This window comes from Streptomyces armeniacus (assembly GCF_003355155.1).
Taxonomy (GTDB): Bacteria; Actinomycetota; Actinomycetes; order Streptomycetales; family Streptomycetaceae; genus Streptomyces; species Streptomyces armeniacus.
This window is the reverse complement of record NZ_CP031320.1, coordinates 7,069,922-7,092,609: the sequence shown is the minus strand read 5'-3', so window position 1 is coordinate 7,092,609 and position 22,688 is coordinate 7,069,922. Positions and strand designations below refer to the sequence as shown.

11 protein-coding genes are annotated in these 22,688 nt (G+C 74.0%); 6 read left to right on the top strand and 5 right to left on the bottom strand.

Translation table 11 applies throughout. The features are described from left to right. Window positions 1-50 precede the first annotated feature (50 nt). The 3 genes from ettA to DVA86_RS30815 are packed head-to-tail and all read left to right on the top strand — an operon-like array spanning window position 51 to window position 2,861. Window positions 51-1,715, top strand: coding sequence for an energy-dependent translational throttle protein EttA (ettA, locus tag DVA86_RS30825; RefSeq protein ID WP_208883271.1), 1,665 nt, complete (start codon window positions 51-53; stop codon window positions 1,713-1,715). A 59-nt stretch (window positions 1,716-1,774) separates the two neighbouring features. Continuing rightward, on the top strand, window positions 1,775-2,218 hold the full coding sequence (locus DVA86_RS30820) for an acyl-CoA thioesterase (RefSeq protein WP_208883270.1): 444 nt from the start codon (window positions 1,775-1,777) through the stop codon (window positions 2,216-2,218). After that, the gene (locus DVA86_RS30815) at window positions 2,190-2,861 is read left to right on the top strand and encodes a DUF8010 domain-containing protein (RefSeq protein ID WP_208883269.1); all 672 of its coding nucleotides are present in this window, start codon (window positions 2,190-2,192) and stop codon (window positions 2,859-2,861) included. Before DVA86_RS30820 ends, DVA86_RS30815 begins: the two co-directional genes overlap by 29 nt. Before the next feature lie 97 nt (window positions 2,862-2,958). Here DVA86_RS30815 and DVA86_RS30810 read toward each other — a convergent pair whose 3' ends face one another. The 4 genes from DVA86_RS30810 to DVA86_RS30795 all read right to left on the bottom strand — a co-directional run bounded on the left by DVA86_RS30810 (window position 2,959) and on the right by DVA86_RS30795 (window position 10,969). Beyond that, complete coding sequence (locus tag DVA86_RS30810) at window positions 2,959-4,020, bottom strand: ATP-binding cassette domain-containing protein (protein ID WP_208883268.1); 1,062 nt, start codon at window positions 4,018-4,020, stop codon at window positions 2,959-2,961. Then, the gene (locus DVA86_RS30805; RefSeq protein WP_208883267.1) at window positions 4,017-6,875 is read right to left on the bottom strand and encodes an FtsX-like permease family protein; all 2,859 of its coding nucleotides are present in this window, start codon (window positions 6,873-6,875) and stop codon (window positions 4,017-4,019) included. The genes DVA86_RS30810 and DVA86_RS30805 overlap by 4 nt, the downstream gene beginning before the upstream one ends. Window positions 6,876-6,983: 108 nt before the next feature. Then, complete coding sequence (locus tag DVA86_RS30800) at window positions 6,984-10,481, bottom strand: FtsX-like permease family protein (protein ID WP_208883266.1); 3,498 nt, start codon at window positions 10,479-10,481, stop codon at window positions 6,984-6,986. Between the two features lie 83 nt (window positions 10,482-10,564). Further along, complete coding sequence (locus tag DVA86_RS30795; protein WP_281279335.1) at window positions 10,565-10,969, bottom strand: globin; 405 nt, start codon at window positions 10,967-10,969, stop codon at window positions 10,565-10,567. 106 nt (window positions 10,970-11,075) lie between these two features. On the opposite strand from DVA86_RS30795, the gene DVA86_RS30790 reads away from it, so the two are divergent. The 3 genes from DVA86_RS30790 (at window position 11,076) to DVA86_RS30780 (ending at window position 20,234) form a co-directional block, all read left to right on the top strand. Next, window positions 11,076-14,555, top strand: coding sequence for an AAA family ATPase (locus DVA86_RS30790; protein ID WP_208883264.1), 3,480 nt, complete (start codon window positions 11,076-11,078; stop codon window positions 14,553-14,555). A gap of 80 nt (window positions 14,556-14,635) precedes the next feature. Continuing rightward, window positions 14,636-16,123, top strand: a complete 1,488-nt coding sequence (locus tag DVA86_RS30785) for a dermokine domain-containing protein (RefSeq protein ID WP_208883263.1) — start codon at window positions 14,636-14,638, stop codon at window positions 16,121-16,123. A gap of 115 nt (window positions 16,124-16,238) precedes the next feature. After that, a complete protein-coding gene (locus tag DVA86_RS30780; RefSeq protein WP_208883262.1) occupies window positions 16,239-20,234 on the top strand; it encodes a bifunctional glycosyltransferase/CDP-glycerol:glycerophosphate glycerophosphotransferase in 3,996 nt (1,331 codons plus the stop codon). Between the two features lie 3 nt (window positions 20,235-20,237). Here the strand turns inward: DVA86_RS30780 and DVA86_RS30775 are convergent, their stop codons facing one another. Further along, entirely contained in the window at window positions 20,238-22,505 is a 2,268-nt protein-coding gene (locus DVA86_RS30775; RefSeq protein ID WP_208883260.1) for a bifunctional glycosyltransferase/CDP-glycerol:glycerophosphate glycerophosphotransferase, read from the bottom strand. Between the last annotated feature and the right edge of the window lie 183 nt (window positions 22,506-22,688).

The following is a 22,688-nucleotide window of genomic DNA, read 5'->3' as shown; positions in this document are numbered from 1 at the left end:
CGACACCTGCAGCCGCCTCTCGACCCCTACTGATTGCCGGACGGTTTCTCTTGGCTGAGTTCATCTACACCATGCGCAAGGCGCGTAAGGCGCACGGCGACAAGGTCATCCTTGACGATGTCACCCTGGACTTCCTGCCGGGGGCGAAGATCGGTGTCGTGGGCCCCAACGGTGCCGGCAAGTCCACGGTGCTGAAGATCATGGCCGGCCTCGAGCAGCCGTCCAACGGCGACGCCTACCTCCTGCCCGGCTACAACGTCGGCATCCTCCTGCAGGAGCCCCCGCTGGACGAGACGAAGACCGTGCTGGAGAACGTGCAGGGCGGCGTCTCCGAGATCAAGGGGAAGCTCGACCGCTTCAACGAGATCGCCGAGCAGATGGCGACCGACTACTCCGACGCGTTGATGGAGGAGATGGGCAAGCTCCAGGAGGACCTGGACCACGCCAACGCGTGGGACCTGGACGCCCAGCTTGAGCAGGCCATGGACGCGCTCGGCTGCCCGCCCGGCGACTGGCCCGTCACCAATCTGTCCGGTGGTGAGAAGCGCCGCGTCGCGCTGTGCAAGCTGCTGCTCGAGCAGCCCGACCTGCTCCTCCTGGACGAGCCCACCAACCACCTGGACGCCGAGTCCGTGCAGTGGCTGGAGCAGCACCTCGCCAAGTACGAGGGCACCGTCGTGGCCATCACGCACGACAGGTACTTCCTGGACAACGTCGCCGAGTGGATCCTCGAGCTGGACCGCGGCCGCGCGCTCGCCTACGAGGGCAACTACTCCACGTACCTGGAGAAGAAGCAGGCCCGGCTCAAGGTCGAGGGGCAGAAGGACGTCAAGCGCCAGAAGCGCCTCAAGGAGGAGCTGGAGTGGGTCCGCTCCAACGCCAAGGGGCGGCAGGCCAAGTCCAAGTCGCGGCTGACCCGTTACGAGGAGATGGCGGCCGAGGCGGAGAAGACCCGGAAGCTGGACTTCGAGGAGATCCAGATCCCGCCGGGCCCGCGCCTGGGCAACGTGGTCGTCGAGATCGAGCACCTGAACAAGGCGTTCGACGACAAGGTGCTGATCGACGACCTGTCGTTCACCCTGCCGCGCAACGGCATCGTCGGCGTGATCGGCCCCAACGGCGCGGGCAAGACCACGCTGTTCAAGATGATCCAGGGCCTCGAGGAGCCGGACTCCGGCTCGATCAAGGTCGGTGACACGGTCAAGATCTCGTACGTGGACCAGTCCCGGGCCAACATCGACCCCAAGAAGACGCTGTGGGCCGTGGTCTCGGACGAGCTGGACTACATCAACGTCGGCCAGGTCGAGATGCCTTCGCGGGCGTACGTGTCGGCGTTCGGCTTCAAGGGCCCGGACCAGCAGAAGCCCGCGGGCGTGCTGTCGGGCGGCGAGCGCAACCGGCTGAACCTGGCGCTCACCCTCAAGCAGGGCGGCAACCTGCTGCTCCTCGACGAGCCGACGAACGACCTCGACGTGGAGACCCTGTCCTCGCTGGAGAACGCGCTGCTCGACTTCCCCGGCTGCGCCGTGGTCGTCTCCCACGACCGCTGGTTCCTGGACCGCATCGCGACGCACATCCTGGCGTACGAGGGCGAGAGCAAGTGGTTCTGGTTCGAGGGCAACTTCGAGTCGTACGAGAAGAACAAGATCGAGCGGCTGGGTGCTGATGCCGCCCGCCCGCACCGCGCCACGTACAAGAAGCTCACGCGCGGCTGACCGATGGCGTATCCGACGACAGCACCGGCCCTGCCGGCTCCGAGAGTGATGGTCTGAGCGTGCGGCACGTATTCCAGTGCACCCTGCGCTGGTCGGACATGGATGCCTTCGGGCATGTCAACAACGTGGTCTTCGTCCGTTATCTGGAGGAGGCCAGGATCGACCTCATGTTCCGGCTGGCTGAGGAGGCGGCGGCCGGATCGTCGTCCCCCGGCGGGTCGTTCAGGGGCGGTTCGGTGGTGGCCCGGCACGAGATCGACTATCGCCGGCCGCTGGTGTACCGGCACACCCCCGTGACCATCGAGACGTGGGTGACCAAGGTCAACGCCGCGTCGGCGACGCTGGACTACGAGATCAAGGACACCGAGGAGGTATACGCGCGGGCCCGGACCGTCATAGTCCCCTACGACCTGGAGCGGGCCCGTCCCAGGCGGCTGACGGACGAGGAGAAGTCCTTCCTGGAGGGGTACTTCGATGACAGTGCCGCGCCTGGTCTTCGCTGACTTCGGCGAGGCCGCCGGGCTGGCCGCCTTCCTGGGCCGCCTGCTGCGCTGGGAGAAGGGCGCGGCCGTACGGCTCCAGGCGGGCGACAGCGTGCTCGGTGTCTTCGCCCGCCCCGCCCGTTTCGAGGTGCTGGCCGTGGTGACCGCGCGGCTCCTCGAGCCGGTGGAGCTGGACGCCACCGTCTCCGCAGGCGAGCTGCTGGAGGGTGTGGACGAGGCGAGCGAGTCGGTGCGCGTGCCCGCGGCGGTCACCGGGCCGTCCTGGGCGGGCCTGCTGCCGCCGCGCGGCGGCTGGCAGGCGCGGGCCGAGCTGCGGCCCGGCACCGTACGGGAGGCGGCGACGGGGGTCATCGCGGAGTTCCGGGAGCGTACGGACCGGCTGGCGCCGGAGGAGCGTACGCGCGCCACGCTGGACGACCTGGCCGAGGAGATCTGGCGGCGGCAACTGAACGGCACGGGGCTGCCGTTGCGCGCCGTGCACGCGGCACACGCGCTCGGCTTCCTGCGCGACGAGTCGGCCCCGGTCGCGCTGTACGGCACGGGGCCCTGGCTCCGGCTGCGTACGGCCTACGGCTCGGTGATCGCACGCGGCGGGGACGGCGGTCGTGCGGCCGGTGCGGGGCTGAGCGTCACGCCGGTGTGACGTCCGGCTGGTCCTGGAACGGCTGGTCCCGGGCCGACTGGCCCTGGGACGGCTGGCCCTGGGACGGCTGGCCCTGGGCCGGCTAGTGCTGGAACGGCTAGTGCTGGAACGGCTGGTCCGGCGTCGGCTGGTCCGGGACGGTGTCGTCCGTTGCGGGCCCGTCCTCGTTCGCCGGCGCGGCGCTGTCCGGGCGTACCTCGATGTGGTCCGGCTGGAGTTCGAGCAGCACCCGGTCACGGATCGCGAGCGGTTCGGTGAACTCCGGCGGCAGTTGCAGCCGCCCCGAGCGGTCGATGGTGGTGTATTCGCGGCTGACCGTCGACTCACCGCCGTCCGCGTCCGTACGGGTGTGCCGCAGCGTCTCCGTGCTCGTACGCCCGTCGCGGATCGAGACCGTACGGCTGACCTCAGAGGACACGGCCTCGTCGTGCGTGACGACCAGGATCGTCGTCCCCAGCTCGGAGTTGGCCGTGCGGAGTGCCGCGAAGACCTCCTCGGCGGTGGAGGTGTCGAGTTCGCCGGTGGGTTCGTCGGCGAGGACGACCGACGGCTGGTTGGCCAGCGCGACGGCGACGGCGACCCGTTGCTGCTCGCCGCCGGACAGACCGGTGGGCAGCCGGCCGGCGCAGTGGCCCATGCCGAGGAGGCCGAGGAGTTCGCGTGCGCGCTCGGCGCGTTCGCGGGCGCGCGCCCGCTGCCCCCGCACGCCCCGCCGGTGGCCGTCCCCGCTCCCGCGCAGCTGCATGGGCAGGGCCACGTTCTGCTCGGCGGTGAGGTACGGCAGCAGGTTGCGCGAGGTGCGCTGCCAGATGAAGCCGACGCTCTCGCGCCGGTAGCGCAGCCTGGTCTTCGCATCCATGGACAGCAGGTCGCAGCCCGCGACGACCGCACTGCCCGCGGTGGGCGCGTCCAGGCCGGCGAGGATGTTGAGCAGCGTGGACTTGCCGCTGCCCGACGCGCCGACTATCGCGGTGAGTTCGCCCTCCTTGACCAGCAGGTCGAGCCCCTGGAGCGCCTGCACCTCCACGCCGTCCGCGTGGAAGACGCGTACCAGCCGGTCGCAGACGATCAGCGCGTCCGCGCCGTACGCGGGACCGCCGGAGGTGGCGCGCCGTTCCAGTTCGGAGAGGGTGGGCGGCGGGGTGTGGTCGGTGTTCACAGCGGCTCCATGCGGAGGTCTGTCTTGCGGGCGGCGAGGTGGGCCTGCGCGAGCAGCGCGGCGCAGGCGAGGGTCAGCAGGGCGAGGGTGGGCAGCGCCAGGGACAGCGGGTCGGCCCCGAGCGTGACCGGGGCGGAGTCGGGCGTTCCGGCGAGGGTGGTCAGGTCGATGCCGGGCCGCAGCAGCGGTACGGCGGCGAGCGCGGTCAGTACGCCGGCGGCGGCCGTCAGCACGTACATCGGCAGCGACTCGATCAGCAGCAGCGCGCGGCTCTGCCGCCGGGGGAGGCCCATCGTGCGCAGCCGGGCGAGGAGCGTGATGCGGTCGGGGGCGGTCTGGAGGAGGGAGAGCAGGACGGCGAGTGCGCTGTAGGCCGCGGCGGCGAGGACGGCGCCGAGGTAGAGGCGTTCGGCGCCGGACTGGAGGACGGAGTCGCTGTAGGAGGCGCGTTCGTCGGCGCGGAGTTGCAGCGTGAGCTCCGCGGCGGCCTGCGCGCCGGCGCTCGCGCCGTCGCCTGCCCGCGCCTCGCCGCTCTCGGTGACGACCTTCCGTAGCGCGCCGCCGTCCAGCGAACCGCCCGTGAGCAGCAGCGTGTCGGGGGCGACGAGGGCGGTCCCGGCGGCCTCGGGATGCGCCCGTTCGACGGCCGTACGGGACAGGACCACGAAGTGGTCGCCCCGTACGGCGGGGGTGGTCTCGCGTACGAGCTCGGGGCGCACCGTGAATTCGAAGCCCGGTACGGAGACGGAGGCCGTCGCCCCCATGCTGTCCGCGACCTCGGGTGACACGAGCGCGGGAACGGCGCCGCCGCGCCGGCCGTTCTGGCTGCTCTGGCCGTTCTGCCCGCTTCCGCTCAGCCGGGCCTCCGGGTAGCCGCCGAGCCCGGTGTGCGCGGCGAGGCGGGCGTACGCGCGGGGTTCCGCGATGACCACGGTGACGGTCTCGGAGGCGCCGTCCACCGTGCTGCTGTCGACCGTACGGAGCGCGCTGACCTCCCGTACGCCGGGCACGTCCCGTACGGCGGAGGGGAGTTCGCCGGGCAGCGAGTCCGCTGCCTCGATACGGGCGTCCGCGCCGACGGCGGTCACGGCCGCCCGGTCACGGCCCTCCTGGATGCCGGTCAGGACCGTGCCCCCGAAGGACGCCACGGTCAGCGCGACGAGCAGGGCGAGCAGAGGCAGCCCGGCGACGGCCGCGGAGGGCGCACGCGCGGCGCGCGCCAGGCCGAGAAACGCGACCGGGCCGCGCCCGCGCGCGGCGGGCCGGGAGAGGAGCCGGAGCGGCAGCGGGTAGAGCCGGCCGAGCAGCAGTGCGACGGCGACGGCGAGGAGTACGGGCGCCGCGGCCAGCAGCGGGTCGCCGGTGTCGCCGTCCGAACCGGACCCGGACCCGGAACCCGAGCCGGACCCGGAACCGGAACTGACCCCGCGCTGCCGCAGTGCGACGACGGCGCCCACCACCAGGACCAGAACGGTGAGTTCGAGGACCGTACGCCGCCGGGAGCGCTTGCCGTGCAGCAGGTCCGGACGCCCGCTGTGCGCCTGCGGGCGGCGGTGCGCGAGAGCCGCCCGTACGGGCAGAGTGAGCAGCGCGACCGCCGTGACCGCGGTGGCCAGCAGCAGCGCATGGCCGGTACGTCCGGACGGGGTCAGCAGCAGCCCCAGGCCGGTGCCGGCGAGCGCGGCGGGCAGCCCCACGGCCGCCGTCTCGGCCAGCAGCCGCCCGGCGATCCCGGCCAGCGAACCACCGCGGGCACGCAGCAACTCCAGCTCCGCACCCCGCCGTTCGGCCGCCAGCACACCCCACAGCAGCATCACCGTGAGCACCGTCGTGGCCAGCCCGAGCGCGGCCATGAGCAGCAGCGGGGCGACGGCGGCGCGTTCGTCGTCCAAGCGGGTGAGCAGCTCGGCGGCGCCCGGGTCGACGCGTACGGGCCCGGAGTCCACGGCCTTCTCGAGCCGGGTCGCTTCGGGGCCGGTGGCCAGGGAGGTCAGGGCGTCCTTCAGGCCGGGGATGTCGTATGCGTGGAGGTCGCCGGTGGCGAGCGGCTGGTGCCAGTAGAGCTCCGCGCCGCCCTTCAGGTCGAGCAGCGCGGGGGCCGCGGCGCGGTCGATGAACACGCTGAAGTGCCAGAAGTGCTCGGGCTCGGAGCCGGGGCCGGGCGGCTTCATCGAGATCAGGGTGGGGCGGCGCAGGCTCTCCTCGGCGTTCCAGTAGACGGAGCCGGGTGCGCGCGGGGCGATCAGCCCCGTCACCTTGACCGTCATGTCGCCGGAGGGGCCGCGGAGGGCGAAGCTGTCGCCCGTCGCGAGCTTCATCCTGCGTGCGGTGGGCTCGGTGAGAACGGCCTCCACCTGACGTTCGCCGGGCTTCCCGGCCAGCCGCGGCGACGGCATCCGGCCCTCCAGCAGCCGGCTGTGGTCCGCGAGGCCCTGCTGGGCGACGAGCGTCGTCTGCGGGTTGCGCAGCGGCGTGGGCCGCGGGAAGCGGCGGTCCTCGGACTCGGCGCCGTAGCGGTTGTGCACGCCGTACGCGGCGTCGGCGCGGTGCGTACGCAGGGGAGGGCGGATCGCGTTCTGGAAGGCGCGCGCCGACGAGTCGACCGCGGACGGGCGCACTTTGGCGTCGGCGTCGTTTGCCATGGCGTCCGGCTGCGCGTCAGCGGTGCCGCTGACGAGGCGGTCCCGGAGCGGGGCGGCGGCGAACGCGTCGCGGAGGGCGTCCGTTTCGTACGCGTCGACGGCGCGCGGCAGCGCCGCCGCCGTGCAGGCGGTGACCAGCAGGAGGGCGGCGAAGGCGAGGGCGGCGCCGGGGGCGGAACGCAACCTGGTCCAGATCCACGGTGCGTGCGTCATCCGTGCGACGCGCAACGTTGCATCCCGCGGGGTTTCCTGCCGCGCCGTTTCGCCCTGCGCCGTTCCGTCCCGCGGTGTTTCCTCCTGCGGTGTTTCCTCGGGCACCGTTCAGTCACCCCGTTCCGTACGGAGCGCCGCCACCGGATCGGCCCCGCGCAGCACCGTGCCCGCGATCACCAGCAGCGGCGCCACGAGGACGGCGGCGAGCAGCAACGACAGCCTCCCGGGCGGCAGTTCCACCAGCAGCTCCGGCACCGGCCGGGTGGCCTCGCCGGTCAGCACGATCAGCGGGACGACGAGCCGGGTCAGCAGCACGCCCAGCGCCAGCCCGACGGCCAGGGACACCACGACGAGCGCGCTCTGCTCGGTCGCCAGCACCTGCGCGAGGCGCCGCCTCGGCGCACCCAGCGCGCGCAGCACCGCGAACTCGGAGCGGCGCTCCCGTACGGCGCCCGCCGCGCTCACCGCGAAGCCGACGGCGGCCAGTACGGCGGCGGCGACGGCGATCGCCGTCAGCGCCGTACGCGGGCCCGCGCTGAGCGGGTCGCCGCGCAGCTGCCCGGCGAGCTCGTCGCGTACCAGCACGGAGCCGAAAGACGGGTGTGCGCGCAGCTGTTCGGCGACCTTCGCGGTCTGCCCGCGCCGCGCGTCCACCCACCAGCCCTCCGGTTCCATCGTCTTGCCGTTCTCGGCCAGCAGGGCGCGGTCGAGCGCGGCGATGTCGAGCAGCATGGCGCCGCCGTCCGTCCTCCCGCCGCGCGCGGCGGTCGTCGTCGGCAGGGCGCGCAGCGCACCGGTGATCCGTACGGTCAGGTCGGTGCCGGAGATCTGCGTCTTCACGGAGTCGCCGACCCGCGCGCCGCTGGCCGCGAGGAAGGCGTCGGTGACGACGGCGTTCAGCGGGGCCGCCGCGCCGGGTTCCGGCCGGTCCGCAAGCAGCCGCATGTCGACGGGGACCGGGTCGACGTCCCACGGTTCGGAGGACGGGGCCGAGCCCGTCGTGTAGCGGACGACCAGCGGCTCGCCGTCCGGTCCGTGCGCCGCGGACCGCAGTTCGGGCTTGGCGTGGCGGCCGTTGCCGAGGAAGCCCTGGGAGTTGTCGGCGTGCAGCGTCGAGCCCCAGCGCAGTCCGGAGGGCACCTCGACGGGGCGGGCGGCGGCGCCGCGGCCGGTGGCGGTCAGCCCGGTGAGCGTCAGTCGCCGCTCCTGGGAGGCGGTGGGCGCGAGGTGCGAGACGCTGAGCCGGGTCAGCCGGAGCGGCCCGGCGGGCGCGCCGCCGGTGCCGCCGGCCGCGGTGGCGAGCGGGACGGTGAGGGTGTGGGGGCGGCCGTCGGCGGAGAGCTCGTCGACCGTGAACTCGTACGGGATGCCGAACCGGTCCTCCACCGTGACGGCGACCGTGTCACTGGTGCCGCCGCCTTCCGTACGGGCGCCTCCCGTGTCGCCGCCCTTGCCGCCGAGCACCTCCAGCCGGAGACGGAGCCGGAGTTCGCCGGTGTCCTCGGGCAGCGTGATGCCGCCCGCGTGTGACGAACCGGAGCCCTCGCCGGAACCGGAGCCCTCGCCGGAACCGGAACCCGAGCCGGAGCCCGCGCCCGGACCGGCCAGCGGCCGCAGCAGCTCCTCCGCCGGCCCGTCCGCCAGGTCGCCCCGCAGCCGGAGCAGCCGCGCCGCCGCACGCGTGTCGGTGGCGACGACCTGCGCCGTACGCTCCCCCTCCACCGCGAACTCGTCGCGCGCCACCGGCGCCACCCCGCTGATCCCGTCCACCTCGTCGTACAGCCCGCCCTGCCCGAACGCGGGCGTGCCCGCCCCCGACACGTTCAGGTCGGCACCCGCCCGGAAGTCCGCCTGATCGCCCTGCGAGCGGTCCCAGCTCGCGCCCTGCCCCCCCGCGAACACCCCCATCGCCACGGCCAGTACGAGCAGCAGCGCGGGCCCCGCCCCGCGCATCGGCCGCCGGCTGAACTGCCAGCCCGCGAGCGCGCCCGCCAGCCCGCGCGTACGGGCCGCACGCCGCTCGCCGAGCCGCGCCACGACGGGCAGTAGCCGCAGCGCCACGACGGTGCCCGCGAGCAGCGCCAGCGCGGGCGCCGCGACCAGCACCGGGTCGATGCCCAGGGGCGTACCGGCGCCGTCGTCCGCTCCGGAGAGCACGCCGGAGCCGGCCGCGCGCCGCTCCAACTGCCAGTACGCCACCGCCGCGACCGCCACCAGCGCGAGGTCGGCGCCGCCGCGCAGCAGCGTGGCCGCCTTGCGCCGCCGCGTGCTCAGGACCTTGTCGGACTGCCCGCGCAGCGTCGGCGCGACCACCGTCAGCGCGCACACCAGCGCGGTGCCGGCGGCGACCCACCAGGCAGCGGCCGGCAGCCGTACGGCGGGGTCCACCCCGGCGCGGGCCAGCGCGCCGCGTTCCATCAGCCAGCTGACGACCGGCCCGGCGAGCAGCGGCGCGAGGAGCGCACCGGGCAGGACGAGGAGCAGCGCCTCGGCCGCCGACAGGGCGGCGATACGCGCCCGTGAACCGCCGCGTGCCCGCAGCAGCGCGGTCTCCTCGGAGCGTTCGGCGGCCAGCAGTTGGGCGACGAGGAGCAGGGCGAGCCCGGCGAGCACCGCGAGTTGCAGGGCTGCGATGAGGAGGGTGGAGCGGCCGACGAGCAGCGTCCGCTCCAGACCGTCGAGCAGGGCGGGGAGTTCGCTGCTCGCCACCGGACTGCCCGCCTCCGTGGACTTGCCGAGGTCGGCGACCGCCTCCCGTACCCCGTCGCGCAGCTCGCCGAGCCGGGACGTGGAGACGGTGGAGAAGTCGGCGCGGCCCTGCCAGTGCCGTTCGGCGGGCTCCAGCCGCCCGCCGGTGAAGGCGTCGCCGTCGACGGCCATCGGCCCGTACGTGGTGAAGGCGAGCGTGCGTACGGCGTCGCCGCCCAGCGGGTCCAGCCGCCAGTACGGGTCGGCGCGGTTCTTCGGCACGTACAGGCCGGTGATCTCGGCCCGTACGGGCGGCGGCCCGTTCAGTCTGCTCGTCAGGTCCACGCGGTCGCCGGGGCGCAGCTGCAGCCGTTCGGCGGCGGCCCGCGGCAGGGCGACGGGGACGGTGACGCGCTCGGTGACGCGCTCCTTGGCGCGTGAAGTGGCGCCCTCGCGCCCGCCGTTCTGCCCTGCCTCCGCAGCCCGTTCGCCGCCGGACGCCGGCCACGTGCCGTCCGTCATCCGCACCCGGTCGCGGTCCAGCGACGCGAAGAGCGTCAGGTCTGGCTCGCCGCTCTCCGCGGCGTCGTCGGGGCGCAGCGCGCGCGGTAGCGCGTACGCGCCGGAACGGGTGCTGGCCTCAACGGTCGTGGGCAGCCCCGCGTAGGCGCGGCGGGCGGCGGCCCGTACGGAGGCGTCGGCCTCGTCGACGCTGTCCTCCGCCACGTCCGACTGGACGTCGAGCACGGTGCGCGGCGCCGACTGGTGCTCCAGGCTGCGGCGCAGCCCGGTGTCGCCGATGGTGGCGGCGAAGGCGGCGAGCGCGGCCAGTACGGAGGTCGCCAGCAGAACGGTCAGCAGCGCGGCCGCGATCAGCCACCGGTGCGCACGCACCCGTGCCAAGACGAAGCCGCCCAACGCGCTTCCCCCGTCCCCCCGGCACCCCCTGTGGCGGCCCCCCGGCCGCGAAGGTGGCTCAGCCCGTCACTCCGGTCGTGCGGTCAGTCCGCGGAGTTGACCATAGTGCGTGCCGCGTACACGAGGTAGTCCCAGAGCTGCCGTTCGTGCTCGGGGGCGAGCTCCAGGCTGTCGACGGCGTCCCGCATGTGGCGCAGCCACGCGTCGTGCGCGGCCTGGTCCACCTTGAACGGCACGTGCCGCATCCGCAGCCGCGGGTGGCCGCGCTGCTCGCTGTACGTACGGGGGCCGCCCCAGTACTGGATGAGGAACAGCGTCAGCCGCTCCTCCGCCGGGCCCAGATCCTCCTCCGGATACATCGGGCGCAGCAGTGGATCCTCGGCCACGCCCTGGTAGAAGCGGTGCACGAGCCGTCGGAAGGTGTCCTCGCCGCCGACCTGTTCGTAGAACGTCTGCGTCTGCAAGGTGCCGCGTGGAATCTCCATCACCTCACCATGGTCGCAGATGGCCCGGCGGAGGGTGCCGGGGCTCGTTACCCGGGGGTTCGCCGGGCCCCGGCCCGTTGTCAGTGCGAGCGGGTACGTTCGGACGACCATGACTGGCAACCGACAGACCCACGCCCTGATCGGCCGGGACCACCCGGCCGGAGTGCTGCGCGCCGAGATCGGCCGCGCGGCGGACAGCCACGGCGGTCTCGTGCTGGTCACCGGAGAGGCGGGGATCGGCAAGTCCACCCTGGTCGCAGGGGCGGCGGAGGACGCGCGGCGGCTGGGCGCGCTGGTGCTCAGCGGATCGTGCTGGGACTCGGAGAACGCCCCGGGTTACTGGCCGTGGGTGCAGGTCCTGCGCGGCCTGCGCCGGGCGGCGGCAGGCGCGGAGTGGGCCGCCGCCGAGGAGGCCGCGGGCGGCGGCCTGGCCGTGCTGCTGGGCGAGGCGCGCGGCACGGAGGGTGTGGAGAGCTTCCAGCTGTACGACGCGGTGACCAGCGCTCTCGTCTCCGTCTCGCAGACACGGCCCGTGGTGGTCGTGCTCGACGACCTGCACTGGGCGGACACGGCCTCGCTCCGGCTGCTGGAGTTCGCGGCGCAGCACACCTGGTTCGAGCGGGTGCTGCTCGTCGGGACGTACCGGGACGTGGAGGTCGAGCCCGACGACCATCCGCTGCGCCCGTTGATCATGCCGCTGCTGGCGCGGGCGACGACCGTGACCCTGACCGGCCTGGCACCCGACGAGGTCGGCGCGCTCATGGCCCGTACGGCGGGCGAGGAACCGGACCCGGCGCTGGCCGCGGAGGTCCACCGGCGTACGGGCGGCAACCCGTTCTTCGTCGAGCAGACCGCCCGGCTGTGGCGCAGCGGCGGCACCGTCACCGGCGTCGCGCCGGGCGTGCGGGACGCGCTGCGGCGGCGGCTGTCGCTGCTGCCCGCGCCGGTGGAGCGGCTGCTCACGGACGCGGCGGTGCTGGGCCGCGAGTTCCACCGGCGGGTGCTGGCGGCCGCGGCGGGCGCGCCCGTGCCGCAGGTGGACCGGCTGCTGGAGCAGGCCGTGGCGGCGCGGCTCGTCGTGGCGCACGGCGCGGGCCGCTTCGCGTTCGCCCACGACCTGGTGCGCGAGACGTTGTACGGCGCGCTCGACGACACCGGCGAGGACGGGCGCGCCGAGCGGCACGCGGCGGTCGTCCGCGCCCTGGAGGGCGACGCGGTGCCCGCGGGCCACGTGGGGCCGGCCGACCTGGCGCACCACGCCCGGCTCGCGGGCGACACGCTCGAGCCGTCCCGCGCGGTGGACCACCTGCTGGCGGCGGCGCGGGACGCGGGCGTCCGGCTCGCCTTCGAGGAGAGCATCGGGCACCTGTGGAGCGCGCTGGAGCGGGCGGCGCAGGACGAGCCGCGGCGCCACGTCGTCATCGGGCTCGACCTGGGCGTCGAGCTGCACGCCAGGGGCGAGTGGCAGCAGAGCTCGCGGGTGCTGCGGGAGGCGGTCGAGCGCGCCCGCGCGCTCGACGACGACGAGCTGCTCGCGCGGGTGGCGCTCACCCTGCACCGGCTGGGCTGGCGCGGCGAGACCGACCAGCGGCTGGCCGGGGAGCTGGTGGTGGAGGCGCACCGCAGGCTGGTGCGGGACGTGCCGGGGGAGGGCGGCCCGTACGGCAGGGAGGGGCGCCCCGGCGCGCAGGGCGGGCGTACGGCGGGTGCGGGCGGTGCGGCGGGTGCGGGCGGGCGTGCGGCACGGGCCGAGGCGGCCGGTGCGGAGCTGGACGGGCCGCAGCTGGAGCGGCTCGCGCGTGAACTGGCCGTCCGCGCCGTCGTGCTGGCCCGCCGCGGCGAGGACGACGAGGCGCTGTCCTTCAGCCTGTGGAGCCGCCACGACCTGATGTGGGGGCCCGGTACCGCGGCGGAACGGGAGGCGCTGACCGAGGAGATGATCGCCGTCGCCCGCCGCGCCTCGGACGACGAGACGGAGCGGATCGCGGTCTCCCTGAGCTGGGTGGCGCTGCTGGAGCAGGGCGACCCGCGCTATCTCGAACGCTTCCACGCCTTCGTCACCATGGCGGAGCAGGACGCGGGGGAGCGGATGCGGATGGCGGCGGCGATGGACCGTTGCATCATCGCGGCGCTGGGCGCCCGCTTCGAGGAGGCGGAGGCCCGGTTCGCGGAGGCGGTCGGCGCCGGCGACCACCACGAGGACGAGCACCCGGGCTTCGCGTTCGTGACGGACCATGTGTACTGGTCGATGCTGCTGGCGCAGGGCCGGTTCGACGAGCTGGACGCCACGCACCGCCGGCTTGTCGAGCGCGGCCACCCCAACCCGCAGCTGGTGGCGGGTATCACGGCCGCCGAGCGGGGCGACGTGGACGGCGCGCTGCGGCGGCTGGCCGAGGTGTCGGCCCGGCCCGAATCGCTGTCCCGCAGCGAGGAGTCCCTGTGGCTGCGCTTCCAGGCGCAGGCGGCGGCGGTCTCGCGGGACCCGGAGCTGTGCGAGCGGGCGCGCCGCGCCATCGCGCCGTACGCGGACGAGTGGGCCGTGTCGTTCTACGGCTGCGACATCAGCGGCCCCATGGCGTACTGGCTGGGGCGGCTCGACGCGGCGCAGGAGCGCTGGGACGAGGCGGTCGACGAGTTCACCGCCGCGGCCGAGTCCGCCGACCGGCTGCGGGCCGTCGTATGGGCGGTCACCGCGCGGGCGCACCTCGGCGAGGCGCTGCTGGCGCGCGGGGCGCCCGGCGACGCGGACGCCGCCGCGGCGCTGCTGGAGGACGCCGAACGGGAGGCCGTGGCCGTCGGCATGCGGCATGTCGCCGAACGGGCCCGGCAGGCACGGCTGGCCCCGGCACCGCCGCCGGCGGTGCGCGTCGCGGACGGGCCGGACGCCCCGTACGCAGCCCGGGAGGAGTCGGACACCGCACGGGGTGGGGCCGTACGGGGCGAGGCTGGGCCCGTACGCGAGGACGCGGTCCGGGGCGGCGCCGTACGGGGCGCGCCCGGGGCGGTGTCCGGTCCCGCGGCCGGCGCCCAAGAGGAGGCTCCCGCGCGTGAGTTCCGTCGCGAGGGCGCGGTGTGGACGCTCCGGCTCGGCGGCCGTACGGTCCACATGCCCGACGCCAAAGGGCTGCGCGACCTGCACACCCTGCTCGCCAACCCCGGCACGGACATCCCGGCGGTGCGGCTGCTCGACCCCGAGGGCGGCGAACTGGTCGTCGCCGCCCGGCAGCTGGGCGGCGACGACGTGCTGGACGAGGAGGCCAAGGCGCGGTACAAGAAGCGGCTGACGCAGCTCGACCAGGAGATCGACCGCGCCGTCGAGCGCGGTGACGACCGGCGGGCCGCCGACTACGACCGGGAACGGGAGGCGCTGCTGCACGAGTTGCGCGCGGCGGCCGGTCTCGGGGGACGCAGCCGCCGCCTCGGCGACGAGGCCGAGCGGGCCCGTAAGACGGTCACCGCCCGCATCCGGGACACCCTGCGCAAGCTGGACGAGCGCCACCCGGAGCTCGCGGCCCATCTCCGTGCCACCGTCTCCACCGGTGCCGCATGCCGCTATCAGCCCGACAGCGGCACCGGTTGGCGACTCTGACCGGTGCCGCTGTTTCTGACCGGTGCGCCGGCTCTGACCGCCCTTGCGGGCCCGGTCACTTGCGGTTGTAGAGCCTCATCGTGATCGTGCCGAAGACCACCACGAGCCGTCCCTCCCTGTCCGCACCCCGTCCGCTCGAAGGGCCGGTCCCGCCGCAGGCGGCAGGCCGTCCGGCGGACACCACAGCGGCCGCGGGCGCTCAACTGACCAGGGGCGCCCGCGGCACCGGCCGTACCCGCCTCCGGGCGGGTACGGCTGTCCGTGTCCGCACCGGCTCGGCCGGGTGGGTGGTCCTCGGCACCGCCCTGATCGCCGTACGGGCCGCGCACCATTCCCCGTACGCCGCCCATTCCCCGTACGCCGCGCACCCCTTCTCGTACGTCCAGCTGGTCGCGCTGCTCTGTACGGCGGGCCTGCTCGCCGCCGTCGCCGGTACGGCGCGTGCGCTGCCGCACCTGCCCGCCCGGCCCGCGGTGCTGCTCGCCGCATGCGCGCTCGCCTGGCACGAACCGGCCGCGGCCTGGCTGTTCTCCGGGCCCCGCAGCCCGGTGTACGCGCTCGCCGTGGCGCTCCTCACCCTCACCCTCGTCCGCGGGATCACGTACGGGCGGCTGCTGAGCCCCCGTACGGCGGTGACCGAGGGCCTGCTCGCCGCGCTTACGGCGGGCGTACGGCCGGATGCCGCCGGGTTCGCCGCCGCGTACCCGCTGCTGGTCCTGCTCCGGCTGCCGCGCGGGCACCCGCACGCGCTGCTGCGTGCGGCGGCCGGCTACGTGCTCGCTTGCGGACTCCCGTTGTGCGCCGTGCCGCTGTGGCAGCACGCGGCGGCCGGGCCCTGGCCCGCGGGCGCCGGCGCGCGCCCCGGGGCTGCCGCGGTGCCGCTGCTCGCGTCCGCCGTACTGGCCCTGGCGCTCACGCGGGGCGGCAGGGGGCGGCACCTGCTGGGCGCGCTGCTGCGGCAGGCCGAACGCCCGTACGCGCACGGCGCGTTGACGATTGCCCTCGGCTGCGCGCTGGCGCTCTCCCTGGCCGCGCACCCGGAGCCCGCCACCGGTGTCCTGGCTCCGGGACCGTGCGCCCGTACGGAACGGCCTGGCGAGGCACGGCAGGCCGCGCTGTTCGCCGCGTACGCGCACCGGCTGGGCCTGGCACGGAGCACCGTCGTGCTCGCCGCACCGGACGGCGCCCCGGACACCGGCACCGGCACCGCCCGTGTACGCGTACGCGTCCTGGACCTGGCCGACGGGCGTGCCGGACCCGTGCCGGGCGGCGGCTCCCGTACGGGCTCGGGGGCGCTTCGTGCGCACGTCCTGGGCGCGCTCGTACTGGAGCGGGTGCGTCCGGAGTTCGTACGCGCCGACGGCCCGCTTGCCCGCGCCGCCGGCCTCACCCCGGAGCGGCTCGAGGCGCACGGCTACCGCCCGCTGCTGCGCGAGCGGAGCGGCGGCGACTACGTGCACCGCAGCGCCCTCACCGGCCCCGAACGCCTGCCCCAGCTGCGGGACTGGGCACGGAGCACGGCACAGCGACTATCGTCGGCCGATCGGAAGGCTTCAGTCTGCGGATGAGAGCCTGTGCGGGCCCGGTCATCCGGAAGATCCGCTTCCGGTGACCGGGGCCACATCCGCTGGCTTCCGGTCGCAGTCAGCAGAAGGAAGAGTCTATGAACGGTCGTGTCCCCGAATGAGCCCTCGTCTCACCGTCGTCGTCCCCGTCCGGAACGCCGGACCCCACCTCCCGGAGTGCCTGCGCTCCCTCGCCGCCCAGACCATGGGCGACCTCGAGGTGATACTGGTCGACGACCCGCGCGTGAGCAGCCCCGCGGACGGTGCCCCCGCGGACGGACAGCTCGCGCCCGCCCTGGAGTTCGCCGAAGGCGACGACCGGTTCCGCGTGGTGCGGCTCGCGGCGGACGAGACCGCCGACGCCCGCGCCGCGGGCACCCGGCACGCCGACTCCGGCAGCACCTACCTCGCGTTCGCCGACGGCGCGGACACCGTGCCGCCCCGCGCGTACGAGCTGCTCCTCGGCACCCTGGACGAGACCGGCTCCGACTTCGCCACCGGCGGCATCCTGCGGCTGGGCACGGACGACAGCGGACAGCCCCTGCTGAGCCCGTACGGCCCGGTCAAGAAGGCGACCGCCAAGAACCGCCCGCGTACGCACCTCAACCAGCACCGGCCGCTGATCCACGACCGGACCGTCCGGAACAAAGTCTTCCGCCGTACGTTCTGGGACTGGCTCGACCTCGGCTGGCCCGCCGGCGTGGCCGGAGAGGGCGCGCTCGCCCCGGACACCGCCGTGGCGCTGCCCGCGCACTACCTCGCCACCTCCGTCGACGTGCTGAGCGACGCCGTGTGCCACTGGCGCGAGCCGGGCGACGGGCACACCCCGCGCCCGCGCACCGACCCGGGGGCCCTGCGGGACGCGATGACCGTCGCGGACGGCGTGAGCCGCCTGCTGGGCGGCTGGACGTCCGACGCGCGGCAGGGCGCCAAGGCCGACTACGACGCGACGGCTCTGACCGGCGACCTGATGCCGTTCATGAAGGAACTCCCGGGCGCCGGCGAGGAGTTCCGCGCCCTCTTCGCCGAACTCGCCGCCGACTTCGTCTCGCGCGTCACCACGGACGTGTTCGAGGGCCTGCCGGTGGCCGCCCGCATGAAGTGGGAGCTGGCCCGTACGGGCCGCATGGCCGATCTGCTCGACGCGCTCGCCTTCGAGCGGGACAACCCGCGCGTGTTCCGTGTCACCGGCGCACGGGCGCGCGGCGCGGCGTTCCTGCGCCCCGACGGCAGCGAGATCGACGTCCCGCGCCGGCTCGCCCGCCCCGCCAAGGACGACCTGCCGCTGATCGCCCGGCTCCAGGAGTGCCGCTGGCTGCCGGACGGCACGCTGCGGCTGCGCGGCTACGCGTACGTGCGCTCCCTCGACGCCGAACACCCCCGCCAGTCACGGAAGATCGGCTGGCTGCGCCGGCGCGGCAGCAGGATGCGTACGCCGGTGCGCGTGCGTACGGTCCCGGCGCCCGAGGCGACGTCGTACTCGCGGCAGCGGCTGCACTCGTACGACTCGTCCGGCTTCGAGATCACCGTGGACCCCGCCCGGCTGCTCAAGGCGCTCGGGCGGGACGAGCGGACCGGCGTCTGGACGCTGGGCCTCGGCGTCCTCACCGGCGGACTGCTGCGGCACGCCGGCGTGGGCCCGGGCGGCGACGGCTCGGGGAAGCAGCCGCTGGCGCTCGAGACGGGCGACGGGCGGCGGATCGTGCCGGTGTTCCGGCACGGGCAGCTCCGGATCAGCGTCGAGGAGATCGGCGCGCGGCTCACCGGACACCGCATGGAAGGCGGCGAACTGGAGCTGACCGGCACCGTACGGGAAGGGCGCAAGCCCGCCACCATGGTGCTGCGCACCGGGCACGGGGAGGCGGAGACCAGCCGCGAGTACCCGGTGCGGACGGTACGGACGGAGGCCGACGGCCGGGACGTCTTCACGATACGAGTCCCGCTCGCGGACCTCGCGGCGGCCGGCACCGCGCAGAGCGCGGCGCACGGGGACGACACGGATGACGCAGACATCACCGATAATTCGAGCAGTACAGACAACGGAGACAACGGAGACAACGGGGAGCGGGCCACCGAGGACGGCGCCAACGGGGCGGACCCCGCCGCCCCCGCCGACCCCGCCGACCCCGCCGATACAGCGGACACAGCCGATACAGCCGCCGCGGACACGGCGGACGGCCCCCGCCCGGCCGAGGCGGACGCCGCCGCGGAGACCGCCACGCCCGCTCCCGTACCGGCCCCCTCGCACACCTGGCGCGCGAGCCTGGTCTTCAAGGACAGCTCGCAGTGCCGGATCGTCGCCCCGGAGGACACGGCCCTCGGCCGCTACCCCCTGACCGGCGACGGCACCTTCCGCGAACTGTGCCTGACCCCCGACGCGTCCGGCCACCTCGTCCTCACCGACCGGGCCGTCCAGCCCGTCGCGGACGCGCTCGCCTGGAGCCCGGACGGCGAACTCACCGTGTCCGGCACCTTCCCCGAGGCCCCGGAGGGCGTACGCGCGGCCGCCGCCGTCGAGCTGATCTGGCAGCACAGCGGCCACCGCGAGGAGGTGGCCGTGCCCGTCGAGCGGGACGGCGGCCGCTTCACCGCACGGCTGCGCCCGGAGGACGCGGCGCCCGGCGGGCTGCCGCTGCGCCAGGGCCGCTGGTACCCGTTCTTCCGCGCGCTGGGCGCGGACACCCGCGACGGGGACGTTCCGCTGCGGCTGCGCCCCGCGCTGCTCGGCACGCTGCCGGAGACGTACGCGGGCGAGCGGGACTTCACCCTCGAACGGCGGTTCCACGACCGGCTGTTCCTGCTCTCCGGCTCCGTCCTGGGCGTACGCGAGCGGGGCACGTACCGCCAGCACCAGTTGCAGACCGTCCTCTACCCGGCGGCCCGCCGCCGCCCGCTGCGCGACGCCGTCCTCTACAACAGCTTCGACGGCCGCCAGTTCTCGGACTCGCCGCGCGCGCTGCACGAGGAGCTGCTGCGCCGCGGCACCGAGGTCGAGCACCTGTGGGCCGTACGCGACGGGCAGGCCCTCGTACCTCCCGGCGCCCGCGCGGTGGTGCAGGGCAGCGCCGAGTGGCACGAGGCGCTCGCCCGCAGCCGGTGGCTCGTCGGCAACACACACTTCCCGCGCTGGTTCGAGCGGCGCGAGGGGCAGACCGCCGTACAGACCTGGCACGGCACCCCGCTCAAGCGCATCGGGCTGGACCTGGCGGACATGACGTTCGCGAACCACGAGTACCTGGCCAGCCTGACCGAGCGGTCCGCGCAGTGGAGCCTGCTGCTGTCGCCCAACCGGTTCAGCACCCCGATCCTGCGCCGTGCCTTCGGCTACGAGGGCGAGATCCTCGAGTCCGGCTACCCGCGCAACGATCTGCTGTACGCCGAGGACCGCGACAAGCACGCCCGCGAGGTGCGCAAGCGGCTCGACATCCCCGAGGACAAGCGCATCGTGCTGTACGCGCCGACCTGGCGGGACGACAACCGCTTCGACCGCAGCAACTGCAAGTTCGACCTGCGCCTCGACCTGGACGCGGCACACGCGGCACTCGGCGCCGACCACGTGCTGCTGGTCCGCAAGCACTACCTGGTGGCGGACGCGGTGCCGGGCACGGGCGACGGCTTCGTACGCGACGTGTCGGCCTGGCCGGACATCGCGGAGCTGCTGCTCATCTCGGACGTGCTGATCACGGACTACTCGTCGCTGATGTTCGACTTCGCGCACACCGGGCGGCCCATACTGTTCTTCACGTACGACCTGGAGCGCTACCGCGACGTCCTGCGCGGCTTCTACTTCGACTTCGAGGAACGCGCACCGGGCCCGCTGCTCGCCCGCTCCGACGAGGTGATCGCGGCCCTGACGGACGCGGACGCGGTCGCGGCGGCGCACGAGGAGCGGTACGCGCAGTTCCGGCAGGCGTTCTGCGACCTGGACGACGGGCAGGCGGCGGCCCGCGTCGTGGACCGCATGCTGGCCGGCCGCGGCGAGCCCGCTGCCACGGCGGCACCCGCCGCCGCACCGGTGCCGCCCGCCCAGCAGCAGGCGCCGGCCCCGGAGGGCCCGGAAAACGCCGAACCCGCCGCGGGTTCCGCGGCGGGCTCGGCGACTGCTGCCGACTGATTCTCAAGTAACGGACGGGACGCGCACCTTGGACGACTCGGGCGGCGGCTCCGCGAGCCTCGGCGGCTTCGCGGGCTGCCGCTCGGCCACCGGCACCACCTGCGGCAGAGCGCTCTCGCCCTCGCGCAGGAAGACCCGGCGTACGACCCGCTCGGCGGCGTGCCCGTCGTCGTACGGGCAGAACCGCTCGCGGAACGCCGCCCGCAGTTCCGTCGTACGCGGGCTGTCCCAGGCGCCCGAGGTGAACGTCTCGATCAGCTCGTCCTCGCTGCGGGCGACCGCGCCGGGCGTCTCGCCCTTGCGGCCGGAGACCAGGTCGAAGTACGTGCCGCGGGATGCGCGGTACGCCTCCCAGTCGGGGACGTAGCTGACGATCGGGCGGTCGAGCACGGCGTAGTCGAACATCACCGACGAGTAGTCCGTGATGATCGCGTCCGACGCGAGGTTCAGCTCCTCGATGCTCGGGTAGCGCGACACGTCCCTCAGCACGCCGCGCTCCTGCAGCTCGCTGAGCGCCTGGTTGGCACCGTAGAAGTAGTGGGTGCGGACCAGCAGCACGTACTTGTCGCCCAGTTCACGGCTGACCCGCTCCAGGTCGAGCTGCGGCACGAAGCCCTTGCGGTAGTCCCGCATCGTGGGCGCGTACAGCAGCGCGATCTTGTCCGGGGCGATGCCCAGCTTGCTCCGGATCTCCAGGACGTCCTCTTCGGTGGCGGTGGCGTAGACGTCGTTCCGCGGGTAGCCCGTCTCCAGGTGCTCGTACGGGCACGGGTAGACCCGGTCCCACACCTCGGTGGAGTGCGGGTTGGCGGACACGCTGTAGTCCCAGCGGGCCGCGCGCCGCAGGAGCGCGCGGAAGCTCATCCCGGCGGCCGGGAACTGCTGCTGGTCCAGGCCCATCGACTTCAGCGGCGTGCCGTGGTGCGTCTGCAGATGGATCTGCCCGGCGCGCTTCTCCACGAAGTCGGGGAAGTTGACGTTGTTCACCAGGTACTTGGCGCGGGCCATCGTCCGCCAGTAGCGCGGCGAGCGCGGCAGCACGTAGTCGGTGCCCTTGGGCAGGTCCGCCGCCGCGCTGGGGCGCACGACCCACACGGCCTTCAGGTCCGGCGCCAGCTCCGCGGCCTTGCGCTGGATCGCGGCCGGGTTGCAGGAGACCCCGCGGTCCCAGTACGCGCTGTAGACGACGAGCTTCTCGTCCAGCGGCAGCTTCCGCTGGAACGCGTAGTACGCCTTGTACACAGCGCGGCCCAGCCCGTGCTTGACCTTCCGCGCCTGCTTGCGCAGTGACCGGCGGGCCTGCTTCGCGGTCTCGAGCAGCGCGAAGCCCAGGTACGAGCGGGCGGCCATCAGCCGGAACGGCAGACCCGCGCGGCCCGAGGGCGGCGTGAACCCGTCGGGACGGTAGCGGCGGTAGTGCCGGGCGGCGATACGGAAGTACTTCCGCCGGTCGTGCGGGTGCACCCGGTCGGGCCGCTGGATGCAGAACCCGTAGTGGCTGATCATCCGCTCGAACAGCAGCGGACGCAGCGAGTCCAGGTGCGGCCGCTTGTCGATGAACGCGAACAGCGACTCGTACTGCGGGAAGATGTCGAAGTGCTTCTTGCCGGGCGACCTGGTGATGGCGCCCTGCGGCCGCTGACGGTAGATGACGCAGGGGCGCGACAGGCAGCCGATGGTCTCCGCGGAGATCATCGCCTCGTACGCGAGCGGCGCGTCCTCGTACAGGCCGGGCTCGAACGACAGCTCGTGCTCCTGGTAGAACTCCCGGCGGTACGCCTTGTTCCAGGCCACCGCGAACAGCCGGAGCAGCTCCGGGTTCTCGAAGACGCTCTCCGCACGGGTGCCCGTGGAGGCCAGCAGGTCGCCGAAGATGCTCTCCCGCACACCGTTCCACCAGTAGTGCCGGACGTGGTCGAAGACCAGCACGTCCGGCTCCCCGCAGGCATCCAGCTGGCGGACGATGGCGTCCAGCGCGCCGTCCGAGTAGCTGTCGTCGCTGTCGAGAAAGAGCAGATAGTCACCGGTGGCGTGCTCCACCCCGGCGTTGCGGGCGCGCCCGAGACCGACGTTCTCGGGTAGGTGGAGCACGGTGACACGGTCGTCACGCGCGGCGTACTCGTCGAGAATGCGGCCGCTGCCGTCCGGGGAGCAGTCGTCTACCGCGATCACTTCGAGGTCTCTGAACGACTGGCCGAGCACCGAGTCCATGCACTCGCGCAGATAACCCTGAACTTTGAATACGGGGACGATGACGCTGAGACGGGGCATTATCACCATTCCTTGGCGGACAAGATCGCCAAGTGCCTGCTGTCGGGCGGGCAGAAACGATCACCTGGAAGCGGCCGAAGGATCAACGGCCGTCGACCAGGGAGAGTCCTATATCCATGCGTATGTCGATGTGTTGGGAGATCTTCCCACATGGGGGCCGTAAGACCCCCATGTCCTGGCTTC

What these genes read in the sequence shown, in the direction of transcription:
- DVA86_RS30815 (WP_208883269.1), top strand. Translation starts at nt 2,190, where the DNA reads ATGACAGTGCCGCGCCTGGTCTTCGCTGACTTCGGCGAGGCCGCCGGG.
- DVA86_RS30805 (WP_208883267.1), bottom strand. Translation starts at nt 6,875, where the DNA reads ATGACGCACGCACCGTGGATCTGGACCAGGTTGCGTTCCGCCCCCGGC.
- DVA86_RS30790 (WP_208883264.1), top strand. Translation starts at nt 11,076, where the DNA reads ATGACTGGCAACCGACAGACCCACGCCCTGATCGGCCGGGACCACCCG.
- DVA86_RS30780 (WP_208883262.1), top strand. Translation starts at nt 16,239, where the DNA reads ATGAGCCCTCGTCTCACCGTCGTCGTCCCCGTCCGGAACGCCGGACCC.
- DVA86_RS30775 (WP_208883260.1), bottom strand. Translation starts at nt 22,505, where the DNA reads ATGCCCCGTCTCAGCGTCATCGTCCCCGTATTCAAAGTTCAGGGTTAT.